Here is a 13,256-nt window from a genome sequence, read left to right on the forward strand (position 1 = left end):
GTGGGCGGCCTGCTGACAGAACTTGGCAAGAAGCTCGCCGAACGCTGGCTATCCCTACTGGTCTTGCCAGGTGCTCTCTACCTGGCCGTCGCCACCGCCGCCATGGCCCTCGGCCAAGCTCACCCCTTCGACCTGCCCCGCCTCACCGGACAGATCACCGCCTGGGCTAACCGCCCAGCCGTAGACACCGCTGGCGGCCAGGTGATGGCGCTGACCGCAGTGCTGGCTAGCGCTGCAGCAGCCGGTCTGGCAGCCCAGGCCCTGGGCTCCCTGATCGAACGGCTGAGCCTTGCCGCTGACTGGCCCGCCTGGTCTGCCCCCTACCACCGCCTGGCTGCCTGGCGCACCGCCCGCCGCCGCTACCGCTGGAGTGCCGCCGCCCACGTCTGGCATGATCACCGCGAACATGCCGCCCGCGCCCGGTCTCTCGGCCAGCAGACCGACCCGGCATCCCGGCAGGCCGCTTACCGAGCCATGATCCGCATCGCTCCGGAGGAGCCCCAGCGTCCCACCTGGAGCGGGGACCGGCTCAACGCAGCAGCCGTCCGCCTGGAGCGCGACCTGCACCTCGACCTGGCCACTGTCTGGCCTCATCTGTGGCTGACCCTGCCCGAGGAGGTCCGCACCGAAATCACCACCGCCCGCCAAAACCTCACGCGCGCCACCACCCTGACCGCCTGGGCCCTGCTCTACCTCTCTCTCACGGTGTGGTGGTGGCCCGCCGCCCTCGTCGCTGCCACCCTCGCCCTCGCTGGCCGGGCCCGCACGCACACCGCCACAGACACCTACGCCCTGCTGCTGGAAGCCGCCACCCGCCTACACGCCCGCCAGCTCGCTGACCATCTTGGCCTCACCCCCACCGATCCGGCCGACTCCAATAGCCCTGACAGCCTTACCAGGAATCTCACCCCCGAGTCCGGCGACACCCTCACCCGCTACTTGACACCCAGTCCTCCTCCGCGCCCTCCGGCCGCCGGATAATTGCCCCTGTACACAGGCCAGCCCTAACGCGGACGCCTGGTAGTTAGATCGGGTGGTCGCCCGACGCTTGTCGCATACGGATGGGGCCTCCTGACCATCGCTGGTGTCGAATCACCGAGCAACATGAGGAAGCCCTGGTGCCGCCGCACTCCCTGTCCAACGGGCCTGAACACCAGCGACCACTACACTAGTAGCTTCCGTGCTCCGAGCCTGCATGACGGCGCGTCCACCTACACCGAGCCGGTCTCCGGCCCGTGGCTGCGCCAGCTGGCCCGGCAGGCCGCCCGCCCCCGCACCGTGAGCGTCCACCTGGAACTGCCCACTGGCATCGTCACCCTCCACTCCCGCCTGGTTGGTGACATCTTCTTCTACCTCGCTGCCCCGCCACCCCGGCTCTCTGCGTCTGACGCCCGCGTCCCGGCCCCGTTCCGGCGCTGCGGTCACCCTCCCCCCGGGGGGCGGGTGACCGCCACCGCGTCCCCGGGCGGCCGCGCACCTGACCCAAGCCCCACAGCAGCCTGCACACGATCTTCGAAGACTCGGCATGACCGCCACACTCCGAGCCCACCGCGCCCACACCGCTCGCTCGTTGGGCACCGCCGACCGCCGCTCGGCCGGCCCGTGCTCGATGAGCCGCACCGTCGGCGCTGCCCGCCTTCGTCTCGCCCGCTCACAGGCGTGCGGGCTGCGCTGCGCCGGAGGGCGCCGTGGCTTAAGAGGAGCGTGGTGAGAGGGGAGTGGCGGCACTGTGTGCCAACGTGGACGGGCCAGCTCCGAGTCGAGCACGCTTCGTCCTGCCCAGGAAAAAAGCGTTCGCCGGGGGAGTGCGGCGGACAGCGCGCACCCTGCTGAGGCGCTATCCAGCAGGCGCCTTCGGTCCGATGAGCCCTCCGCAGCAGGCGGCGCTTATGCCCGCGCAGCCCTCAGACGTCGGCGTCCCGGCGTACATGGTGGGCATTCCGGAGGCCGGCGCGTCGTGGCCACGGCCGTGGCGGCGGCTCGTCGCCATGGACGAGAACGCGCCAGGAGGAGGCGACTGCGTTGGTGACTGGCTGATGCAGCCCTGATCGTGGTGTGCGATCCCGCCACCGACAGCCGCAGCAGGTGAGTGCGCATCCTGCGCGTGGGACGGTACGGGCGGCTCGTGAGAGAAAGGGATTCCGTACTTCGCTGGTCGGCCGGGTTCGGCCCTTCGGTTCGCGGGACGATGCGGCGACTGCTGGAGAGGTACCCGCCACCGCGCACGGGGCAGGCCTGGCAGTGACCTGAGCGTGCGGCCTTGTCGGTGCAATACGGGCACGAATCGGGTGACTGCTCTATGCCGCACGCCTGTTCCATGCCCGCGGAGCCCCGGCCACCCGCCGTGGCCGGAGGGCTACGTGCGTTGCAGGCAACGACGCAAGAAGCAATACAGCGTATGTCCGTAGAACATCCGTACGTTTGCGGATTGTCCTGCCCGGACTGAGTACGGCGGCGGGCGTGACTGTCATGCTTCCGATGGGCAGACAGCGGCACTTGCGTCCATCACGGGCTCCGGTGAGTTCGACGGCCCAGCGCAGGCGGCCTGCGTGAGCCCGAGAGGGCTCACGCAGGCCGCTGTTGGCGCGGGTCAGATAGCGCCGTTACCCCAGGCGCGTACGCCGTTGTAGTAGGTACGGGCCCAGTCGTAGCACTTGGCCCGTCGGGAGAAGCGCATGCCCCGGGGGCCGATGTCGTAGCCCGTGACGGCGGCGCAGATGCGTTCCTTGAGGATGGTGTAGAACACGGCGTCGACGGCCGTGCGCTGGGAGTACGGGGGACGCCAGCGCAGGCCGTTGATTTCGCCGTTCTTCCGGTTGCGAATGAGGCCGTAGCCGTAGTCGTGCGCGTCACAGGCGGCCTTGAAGCTAACACCGCTCATGGGGCTGTTGGGCACGATGGTGCAGCCGTCGTTGGTGATGCCCATGACCGAGCCACCGGTGAGGGTTCCCTTCCAGAAAGGAGTACGGAAGACCTTCACCGCGGGGTCCTTCTCCACATCGACCCGGACTCTGCACTTCCCGCGCAGCAGGTAGTCGGAGGCGTAAGGCGCGGGACATGACTCGGCGGCGGCCGTGGCACCGAAAGTCGTGGGAGCAGCGACAGCGGACGTCATCTTGCCCGGGCCCGAGTAGGTAAGCGTCCAGGTGCCGTCCTCTGTTGTGGTCAGATTCTTGATGTTTCCTTGGGAGTCGTAGGTGTAGGTGAATTGGCGCACGGGATCGCCGTCGGTCTGACGCGTGTCCTCGACCTTGCGTAGTCGCTTGGCGGCGTCGTATTGGTACGAGATGGCCGTCACCGGTACGGGGTCGCCCACGGCGTCGTAGACGATCGCCTTGAGCTGCCCGGCTACGTCACCGAGGGCTGAGGAGGTCGCGGTCGTCGTCGTGGCGTATTGGAAGGTTGCCGTGGAGCAGGCGGCAGGCGTGCTTACGCAGTCCTCCGCTGCGGGGGGCGAGAGGATACGGCTGAACCGCCCGGTGGTGTCGTACTGGATGGCCTGCCTGCCGTCACTGCGACTGCCGATGGCGGTTACCAGGTATTCCTGGCCGATCTTCGACCAGGTGTAGGTAATGTCGGCGTCCTGCAGGGTCTGCGTGAACGTGCCGTCGGCGTTCTTCACCAGCGTGCCGCCGCCGTCGGCCGAGGCGAAGGTGCCGTCGGGGTTGGCCTGGAACCGGTAGGACTCGGTGCCGACGTTGAGGGCGATCTCGACGTAGCCGTTGGTGCTGTAGTCCTTGAGCCGGTGGCCTAGCACACCCCCCAGGGGCTCCAGCTGCCAGAGGGGGCCGAGCACCTGCTCGTTGGGACGAGTGACGTCGAGGCGCTGACCGGCGGTGTGGTTGCGGGTCACCAGGAGGCCGTCGTCGGACAGGTCGATGGCGGACGTCATCCAGTTGCCGGTCGGAGGGTCGACGTGCCCGGGTTTGAAGTCCGCCGGCCCCGGGTCGGCGGGGTCCTCCCCCTCCCCGGGGGTGATCACCTCGTCCGAGGTCACTTCAAGGACCGGAGCAGCCAGCCCGTCGGTGTTCTCCGCGGCCGCGAAGACGCGGTAATTGGCTTGCGCGGTCTCGGTCGGGGACTGCAGAACCAGGCCGTGGTTGGCGGTTCCCGCTGCCCACTTGGCGACCATGGCGGTGACGTCCCAGGTCATGGTGCCGCTGCCGCAGGCGCCGAGCTGAGAACCCTCGGTGGAGACGACGGCGTCTTCGATGGTGCTGGTGGGCTGCGGGGCCCAGGTTTGGGTGGTGGCGTCCCAGTGGCTGGTGACACGGCGAACCTGGATGCCCGCCGATACGGCGGGGCCGCAGGCAGGCGCGCCGAGGTTGGTGAGCTTGAGAACGGCCCTGGTGGGGGTTTTCAGGCCGCGGGTGTCGAAGCGCAGGTAGGTGCGGGCCTTTTCGCCGTCCGCTTCGGTTCCGGCCTTCAGATAGCTGCCGGATACGTTGTTGCCGTCGAAGACGCTGTTGACGTCGGTGTCGTTGCTTAGTGGGAGGACGACCGACGGGTCGACGGTGACGGGGTAGGTGGTGGCCGGATCGGCCAGGAAGGCGGCCGACGGCTTGAGCAGAAGGGTTTTGCCACCGCCAGCGGCATCGGCGAGGGTGGCTGTGATGTGACCGGTGCGGGCCTGACTGGCTTGGCTGCCACGCTGACGCTTGTTTTCGCGCTGGGCGCGGGCATGGGGGGAGCGCGCGTCGTACATCACTGGCGTGGAAGAGGTGGCAAGGACCGTGTCGCCGGACTGGATGCTCAGCCGTCCTCCGTCGGCCTCGCCGAGCGTCAGGCCCTTGGCGGTCACGGGGACCTTCACCTCGACGGGACCGGTCGGCCTTCGGTTGAGCACAACGTCGAAGCGCAGCCCGGCCGGCAGGGCGGTAGCGACCAGATCTCCTGCACCGTCTGCGACGACACCCCGGTAGACGGCCTTGCTGCCTTTGATGACCGGCCGGGGCAGCTTACCGTTCCAGCCCAGCTCCAGGAGACGGCCGGAATTGAGCCTCAGGCGAGCGAAAGCTCCCTTGCCACCGGCGGAGAACCTCGTGTCGCCCACAGCAGCCCTGGGCCGCACAGCGCCGCTCTCTTCGACCAACGCCGTGTCGATGTCGGCCCATCCGCCACCGGCCCGTCGCACCCGGATCGGTGCGGAGTGCAACTCGGTGACGGTCCGACCGTCAGCGAACCGATACGTCGTCGACGTCTCGGTGCGGTCGACGACGGTACGTGCCAATACCGATAGCGAAGACGGCTGAGCAGCAGAGCTCGCGTGAGCTGCCGTCGTGGTGACCAGTCCCGCCAGCACGCTTAACGCGCAAGCTACGGATAACCGCCTGGAACGTCTCATTGCAAACACTCGACCACTCCCTATTCCTCTCCAGCGAGGGCGCTCTGCACAAAGCGCCCTGACCGCGCTCCAAACCCACCATGGCTGCTGCCTCCACAGATCTCACCGGCGATGCGCCTGGCCGAATAGCGCTGACGAACGACAGGTTCGGCACACTTGCGCGGGCAGGCACGACCTGCTCGGCCTGCTCAACAGCATCTGGTGGAACGCCATAGCCGCCGTGAGCAAGGCGACACGTTTCCCGACTCCACCGCCCCCGGGCAGCCCAGCTCCGCGGCAACCTCCTGGACCTACTCAAAGCGTTACCGCTGCACCACTTCTCCTGTCCGTGGACAGCCCCGGCAAGCGCTGTTCTGCCCTGCCACCCCCTAGGAGACGAGGAGGAGCTTCCTGATGGCCTTCCGGCCCGACCGCTCAGCGACAGTAGTTGTGGCGCGGAACCTGGTGAGACCGGCCTTGCGACGATTACCTACGCCACAGGGACGCCCAGCTGGCAGGAACAGTGCGACCCTTCCTCCTTCGGTGCCAAGACTGCGGGCTTGAAGCCTGTAAGGGGGAGCTGAGTGTCCTCCAGGCCCCGCCGCCTCGCGCCTTGCTGACCATGCTCCCGCCGGCCAGCGACAACCGCCAGGCCTTTCAGTCGTAGCCAAAAGGGTCGGCGATCGGCATCATCACACGCATGCTGCGTATCCATTTCACCGAGGCCGACCTACGTCAGACCAGTGTCGCCTCAGTACCCAACGCGCTACTCGAAACGGCCCTCAGCGTGCGCTACTTACGTACGGGACCGACCGGCACGCTCCGGTCGCGTCCCGGCCTCACGAAATGGCGGACGACGCTCGTCCGAACCCTGGCGCCTCGGGCCGGTGTTCTGCTGAACCTGGACCCACGCCAGGGGGGCCTGCTCGATTTCTTCATCCATCCCTCAACCCCCGAGCTGCACGCCGGCGTCGAACTCGCCGCCAGCACACCGGTTCAGGAGCTAGCGACAGAGATCGCCTTCCTCGACCACCGTGCCCGCGAGACCTCCCCGCTGCGGGAACTTTCGGAAGGCACCGACAACGGCCGCCAGACCCTGGCACACGACACGCTGCGCTACTTCGACTCCACCCTCGCTCCCCTGTGGCCGCACATGCAGTCCACTGCCGTCGCCGACCGCGCCCTGCGCGCCGAGACACTGCTGCGCGGCGGCGTCGATGCTCTGCTCGCCACCCTCGTCCCCGGCTGGCACTGGCAGCCACCAACCTGGCACGTCCCCTCACCGTGCGACCCCACCGACGTACATCTGGACGGCCGCGGCCTGATTCTCATCCCGTCCTACTTCGCCCAGAGCCCCATGTACGGCCGCCGGACCGGCGAACCGTGGACCCTGACCTATCCCCTGCACACCGCCGAAGAGCACCCAGCCCACGCCGGCGACAGCCTCGGCCCTCTGCTGGGACGCACCCGTGCCGCCATCTTGGCCAGCCTGCGCCACCCCGCCACCACCACTGAAACAGCCGAGCGCGTTGGCATCTCACTTCCCTCAGCCAGCCAGCACACCACCGTCCTACGCAACTCAGGACTCATCACCACCACCCGCACCGGCACCGCCGTCCTTCACGCCCTCACCCCCTTAGGAACAGCCCTCCTCCAAGGCGAGACCTTCATCAGATAACCACTGCACCGCGCTTCGCGGCAGGGAGTGACTCCACTCGACTCAGCTGCGGCCGGGTCGGGTGTTAGCCGGTGACGACGCGGATCGCGGCGTCGTACTGCTCGACTCATAGTCGAGTCCGTCGGCGGTCGTCGCCCGCCGCTGCCGAAACCGGACTCCGCTGTGCCGCAGTGCCGGGTCCGCCGGTGCGAGGGGTGTGGGGCTGAAGCGTGTCCTCCGATCGCGATGTGGGAATAACCGAACTGCCGAAGCGAGTGCTCTGCCGAGCGGATCAGCAATTGACTAGTCTGCCCTGGTCAGATGGAACTGGGGGGCTTGGAGTGCCAGCGTCGAGTGTGCCGTTACCGCCCGGCCAACCTCTGACCGAGCCCATAAACTGGCCGCTCTCGGCACGGGAGTTCCGCGATGACGCCCACAGTCGACAGACCACCCTTAGCTCGTGAACCCGCCCGACGTGCAGGCCATCGAGATGCGCTGCGTACCCTCTGCGCGCGCGTGATCAAGTCGCCGACTCGGCGTCGGCCGCGGCGGCCTGCTCCCGTTTCGCGTCCTCGATGTCGAGGCGCCGCATCAGGAAACTGGCGAACGCCAACATCTCGCCGGCCTCGTCGGGGTCGTTTTCCCGGTCCGGCCCGTGACTGCGAGGGTTGCGCAGTGCTTGCACGGCACCCTTGAACAGTGCCTGCATGCCGTTCTGCTCACTCTCCAGGGAGCCGTCCGTGAACCGAGTCACTGTGATCATCGGGGGGCCCGGGTTGGCGTTGAAGGCCATTCCCATAAGCCTTTCACCGACGAGGTTGGTCGGGCCGACCAGCGTGTGTACCCGGTGTTCCACCGCCTGGAACGCACTCCTCACCGCGTCGCTGTAGGCACCGCGGTCGTACCGCTCGGCAGCGACCTCCGCGATCTTCGGATGCAGGATGCAGGTGACAGACATGGGTTGTGGCGAACCGTGGGCGGGGGCGACTGGCGTCGGCGACGCTACCGGCGCGGGAACCACGTGCAATGCGGGTCGCTTGCCGAAGGGCCGTTTATCGGCCTCGGTCCGCTCGGGCCCCAGCACCTGCTCGCGAGTGCGCCAGTAGTCCTCCAGCCGCTGCACGTCAGCGAACCGCCGAATGTCCCGGTCGAAGTTGAGCGACCAGTCCAGCCCCTCTCGGTTGAAGCTTCCACCCCGGAAGCAGGCTTCCCGCTGCCCGATCGCGGCGGCGGCGAACGCGGCCTCCGCGAAGAGTTCCTCGGCTCTCAGGCTCGTCGGGAGGCGGATTCCAAGGTCTCCGGGCTGCATCCATGGCAGCTCACCGCGGTCCGCAGGCAGCCAGGCAAGCTCCAGTTCGGCTGCCTTCCGTGCCATCCTGACAAATGCGTCGATGGTCATTCCGGTGCCGGTGCAGTTCGCGGCGCCAGCGATGGTCAAGCACAGCTCCTGAGAGCCCTGTGGCGTCTGCGAGAGGTCGTGGGCAACTCCGAGCAGCAGTGCGGGGCACAGCTCCTGGACGACCTCCTCGAACTGCAGGCCTTGTGCGTACAGCGTCCGATCGACGTTGTCGAAAGTCGGCCAACGACGGTGCTCGCTGAAGTATGCCCAGATTGTCTCGAGAAGGACATGTCCATCCTTCCCGGTGGGGCACGGCATTCCCTCCGGCGCGATGGTGCGGACGATCACGTGCTGCCCCCCGGCATCCGGCCTGCATGATGCCCGAAGATTACAACTCCGCAGCCCGCCTACGGTGCGGGTACGTCAGCGCAGGCGTGCATCCCCTTTTCGTACGCCAGGCCCTTCTGCTCTGAGTCGAGCAGGTTGTCCTATGCGGCCTGGCACGTCGACCCGTCTGCCCCCCGGCGGGCCGGTCGGCCCTCCGTTCCGCCGGCCCAGGGCGCCCCGTGTGGGTGGTAGTTGCCGGGCTAGTGCTCTGACCGGGAAGGTTCGCGGGGTTGGTGGTCGCGGCGGTTGGATGTCCGGTGACGTACGTTCGTCCGATCGCTGGGGGTGTGGTGGCTGAGCCTGTCCGTGTGCGCAGGTTGACCGACCAGGAGGGGCAGAAGCTGCAGCAGATCGTGCGCCGGGGCAGCACCAGTTCGGTGCGCTACCGGCGCGCGATGATGCTGCTGGCCTCGACCGGCGGGAACCGGGTCCCGGTGATTGCCCAGCTGGTGCAGGCAGACGAGGACACCGTCCGCGACGCGATCCACCGGTTCAACGAGATCGGCCTGGCCTGCCTGAACCCTCAGTGGGCGGGAGGCCGTCCCCGCCTGCTCAGTCCTGACGACGAGGACTTCGTCGTCGCGACGGCCACCACCCGCCCGACCAAGCTCGGCCAGCCCTTCACCCGCTGGTCCGTCCGCAACCTTGCCGCCCACCTGCGACGCGTGCACGGCCGGGTGATCAGGATCGGCCGCTAGGCGTTACGGTGCCTGCTCGCCCGCCGCGGCATCACCTTCCAGCGCACCAAGACCTGGAAGGAATCACCCGACCCCGAGCGGGACACCAAGCTCGACCGGATCGAGCACGTCCTGGGGCGGTTTCCGGACCGGGTGTTCGCGTTCGACGAGTTCGGCCCGCTCGGCATCCGCCCCACCGGCGGTTCCGGCTGGGCCCCTGCCGGCCACGCCGAGCGGCACCCCGCGACCTACCACCGCACCCACGGCGTCCGCTACTTCCACGGCTGCTTCTCGATCGGCGACGACACCCTGTGGGGCGTCAACCGCCGCAAGAAGGGCGCCGCGAACGCCCTGGCCGCGCTGAGGTCGATCCGCGCGGCCCGCCCGGACGGTGCTCCGATCTACGTCATCTTGGACAACCTGTCCGCCCACAAGGGCGAGACGATCCGGCGCTGGGCCAGGAGGAACCGGGTCAAGCTGTGCTTCACGCCCACCTACGCATCCTGGGCCAACCCGATCGAGGCCCACTTCGGACCACTGCGGCAGTTCACCGTCGCCAACTCCAACCACCGCAGCCACCCCACCCAGACCCGGGCCTTGCACGCCTACCTGTGCTGGCGCAACAAGAACGCCCGACACCCCGACGTGCTGGCCGCCCAGCGCAAGGAGCGTGCCCGGATCCGCAGCGAGAAGGGTGGAGGGTACCGGCGGCGAGGGGACCGTGAGGTGCTGGCCGCCATCATCTTCGTGGCCACCTCAGGCTGCACCTGGAATCAACTGCCACCAGGCTTCGGACTGTCGGGCGTGACGGCCTTCCGCCGCTTCACCGAGTGGACCGAGGCCAGGGTGTGGGCCAAGCTTCACCGCCTGGTCCTGGATGAACTCGGTGCCCGAGGTGAGCTGGACTGGTCGCGGTGCGCGATCGACTCGGTCAGCGTCCGGGCCCTCAAAGGGGGCAGCTGACGGGACCGAATCCGACCGATCGTGGCAAGAAGGGATCGAAAATCCACCTCATCGTCGACCGCCAGGGCCTGCCCCTGTCGATCGGCATCTGCTCCGCCAACCTCCACGACAGCCAGGCCCTCATCCCGCTGGTCCGCGGCATCCCGCCCATCCGCTCACGTCGCGGCCCTCGACGCCGGCGGCCCGCCAAGCTGCACGGCGACAAGGGCTACGACTACCGCCACCTGCGGCAATGGCTTGCTTCTCGCGGCATCCGGCACTGCCTTGCCCGCAAGGGCATCGAGTCGCAGGGGCGGCTGGGCCGGCACCGCTGGGTGGTGGAGCGGACCGTGTCCTGGCTGTCCGGCTGCCGCCGCCTGCACCGCCGCTACGAGCGCAAGCCGGAACACTTCCTTGCCTTCACAGCCATCGCCGCGACCCTCATATGCCACCGCCGACTGGCCAAGTGAAATGACGTCTAAGCCCGGCCGGCATGGCGATCAGCGCCCTTGCGTCCGGGCCAGGGTCCGGGCCGTCCGGAATCCCAGCGCAGGAGGCCCCGGGCCCGCGCAGGGCAACCGCTCCGCCACCCCGATCCCGTCCCGTGCCACCGACCGTGATCACCCAGCGGATACGGCCGTCTCGATTGGATCACGGGTGAGTCCATTGCGTGGAGCCTGCTCCACTACTTGCCCCCCACTCCGGGTGTCGCCGTCCACGACGTCACCCCGGCGGTTGTCGCCTGGCCTGGGCAGCCCGTTCGGCACCCTCCATAACGTCTTCCGACGGTGCGAGCGGTGGCAGAGCGACCTGCCCCAAGCGGTCGAGCACTCATCACCTGCTGTTGGCCGCAGGACGCGGCGGAAGGCCGTCCTCGCCAGGGGCGCGGCAGCCGGGTGCCTGGAGGTGGCACCGCTTCTGCTCGCCCCCTGGAGGCCTCTGCGGGCGACGTTCTCGCGGTGCTGCCGCATGAACCCATCGTCCTCAGCCGGTCGCAGCGTGGCGCACTTCGAGGTCGCTTCCACATTTGAGCAGCAGCCAATCGTGTTGATCATCACGCTGTGTTGGAGTGATCGATTCCACTATCTTTCAGATCGTGACTGACTCTCAACTGCACTCCTTAGAAGGAATGACTGCAGACTTCACGCGCATTCTCTTCGGGCCTCGCGCAAAGCAGATTCACGAGCCTTGGAGGCGCCTGTTCGACGACCCTCGGTTCGCCTTTCAGGAGGGTTTGAGCTCACAGGAGCGCATAGCACTGTCGTATGAGCGACTCCGCTTCATCAACGAAGCGCTGACGGACCCGGTGGGTTTGTCCTCGGACATCGAGTCGCTCACGGCGATGCACGAGTGGGCCGGAGTGGTGGACGCGGGCATGGCGACGATCGCAAGTATCCACTGGAACCTGCACATCGGCAGTCTGCTTGACCACGACCCTGGTGGGCGGGACCTGTACCCGTATGCCCGCATGGAGACCGTTGGGACCTTCCTGTGCACCGAGTTGGACCATGGGAACGACGCCGCGTCGCTGGAGACAACAGCTAGATTCGATCCCGAAACGAGCGGATTTATCCTCGACACTCCGAGCCCTGGCGCGTGCAAGTGGATGCCCAACACCTCCGGCACGGGTGGCGCCAAGAACGCCGTCGTGGCGGCCCGTCTGGTCGTGGACGATGTCGACCAAGGCGTGTTCCTCTTTCTCGTCCCGCTCACTGACAGCGCCGGCCGACATTACCCAGGCGTGGACGTACGGCCTCTGCCGCAGACCGCCAGCGCGCCTGTCGACCACTGCGCCACCTCCTTCCACGGCGTGCTGCTTCCCTTCGAAGCCCTGCTGCAGGGCGAACAGGGCCGCCTGTCACGCGACGGCACGTTCGTCAGCACGCTGGGCAATCCGCGCAAACGATTCCTCAAGTCCATCCAGCGCGTTCACGCCGGCAAATTGTGTATGAGCGCCTACAGCCTCGGAGTGACACGACACGCCCTGGCCGTCGCCATGAGGCACTCTCACCGGCGACTCACCTCTGGAATGACGACCGGCCGCAAGGTCTCCCTCATCGAGCACCGCAGCCACCACGCCCCGCTCCTCGCCGCAGTGGCCACCACCTACGCTGCGACCTTGCTGCACCGCGACGTGGTACAGCGATGGACGAGTAGCGGTGAGGCAGAACATGAAGAGATTGAGCGTCTGGCGGCTGTGGTCAAAGCCTGGATCACCTGGCAGGCCAGGACGGTGATGACCGAATGTCGTGAGCGCTGCGGAGCACAAGGCCTACTGCTTTCGAATGGTATCGCTTACCAGCTGGCGGCCAATGAGGGAACTGTCACCGCTGAGGGCGACAACCGTGTGATCTGGGTGAAGGCAGCCGGCGAGATGCTCACAGGCGGGTTTACTCCAACGCCGCCTTCCGAGGTACCCGCTGGCAGCCGCTCACTGGAGAACTCCGATCACCTGCAGGAACTACTCGCAGACGTCGAGCGCATATGGCATGGCAGGGCCCGCAGCCGACTGCGGAGCGGCCGCCGGGGCGACCCCCTCGCGCGGTGGAACGGAACCGTGACATCGGCCCTGCAGCTTGTCGAAGCTCACGTGCACCGCCTGGCGGCGGAAGCGCTGCTGGGCGCTGTCGGCAAGGCGTCCGACTCCCAAGCCCGGGCAGTCCTCGAGCGGCTGCACCGTCTGTTCGCCCTGCGTCAGGTAAAGGCGCACAGCGGGGATTTGCTGGCCAGCGGCTACATCACTCCCGATCACATTCATCAACTGCTCCACACGGAGGAGGCACTGATCGAGGCGCTAGTGCCGCATGCTCTGCAGCTGACGGAGGGCTTCGCTGTACTGGATGGCGTGATGGGTGAGCATCCGATGCTTCACACCGCGGAGGCCGCTGCCGAGATGGTGCCCGTGTAGCTATACGGCTGGGACAGTCAATG

At 67.6% G+C, this 13,256-nt stretch carries 5 protein-coding genes and 2 pseudogenes; 5 read left to right on the forward strand and 2 right to left on the reverse strand.

Translation table 11 applies throughout. The features are described from left to right. Nucleotides 1-981 (forward strand): hypothetical protein, encoded by a 981-nt coding sequence (locus ACIP4Y_RS35690; RefSeq protein ID WP_401400469.1) that lies wholly within the window; start codon nucleotides 1-3, stop codon nucleotides 979-981. A gap of 1,609 nt (nucleotides 982-2,590) precedes the next feature. On the opposite strand, the gene ACIP4Y_RS35695 is transcribed toward ACIP4Y_RS35690, so the two are convergent. Continuing rightward, nucleotides 2,591-5,230, reverse strand: coding sequence for a phospholipase A2 (locus ACIP4Y_RS35695; protein WP_401400472.1), 2,640 nt, complete (start codon nucleotides 5,228-5,230; stop codon nucleotides 2,591-2,593). A 793-nt stretch (nucleotides 5,231-6,023) separates the two neighbouring features. Between ACIP4Y_RS35695 and ACIP4Y_RS35700 the strand changes: the two genes are divergently transcribed. Continuing rightward, on the forward strand, nucleotides 6,024-7,001 hold the full coding sequence (locus ACIP4Y_RS35700; RefSeq protein ID WP_401400475.1) for an ArsR/SmtB family transcription factor: 978 nt from the start codon (nucleotides 6,024-6,026) through the stop codon (nucleotides 6,999-7,001). 499 nt (nucleotides 7,002-7,500) lie between these two features. On the opposite strand, the gene ACIP4Y_RS35705 is transcribed toward ACIP4Y_RS35700, so the two are convergent. Next, the gene (locus ACIP4Y_RS35705; RefSeq protein WP_401400478.1) at nucleotides 7,501-8,667 is read right to left on the reverse strand and encodes a TIGR02391 family protein; all 1,167 of its coding nucleotides are present in this window, start codon (nucleotides 8,665-8,667) and stop codon (nucleotides 7,501-7,503) included. A gap of 329 nt (nucleotides 8,668-8,996) precedes the next feature. Between ACIP4Y_RS35705 and ACIP4Y_RS35710 the strand changes: the two are divergent. The 3 genes and pseudogenes from ACIP4Y_RS35710 to ACIP4Y_RS35720 form a co-directional block, all read left to right on the forward strand. Then, nucleotides 8,997-10,079: pseudogene (locus tag ACIP4Y_RS35710) on the forward strand (IS630 family transposase); the annotation flags it as partial. Further along, a pseudogene (locus ACIP4Y_RS35715) lies at nucleotides 10,074-10,795 on the forward strand (IS5 family transposase); the annotation flags it as partial. The pseudogenes ACIP4Y_RS35710 and ACIP4Y_RS35715, both read left to right, overlap by 6 nt. Nucleotides 10,796-11,394: 599 nt before the next feature. Continuing rightward, the gene (locus tag ACIP4Y_RS35720) at nucleotides 11,395-13,233 is read left to right on the forward strand and encodes an acyl-CoA dehydrogenase (protein WP_401400481.1); all 1,839 of its coding nucleotides are present in this window, start codon (nucleotides 11,395-11,397) and stop codon (nucleotides 13,231-13,233) included. Nucleotides 13,234-13,256: the final 23 nt, after the last annotated feature.

Origin of the sequence: Streptomyces sp. NPDC088810 (assembly GCF_044750305.1) — a bacterium.
Lineage (GTDB): Bacteria > Actinomycetota > Actinomycetes > Streptomycetales > Streptomycetaceae > Streptomyces.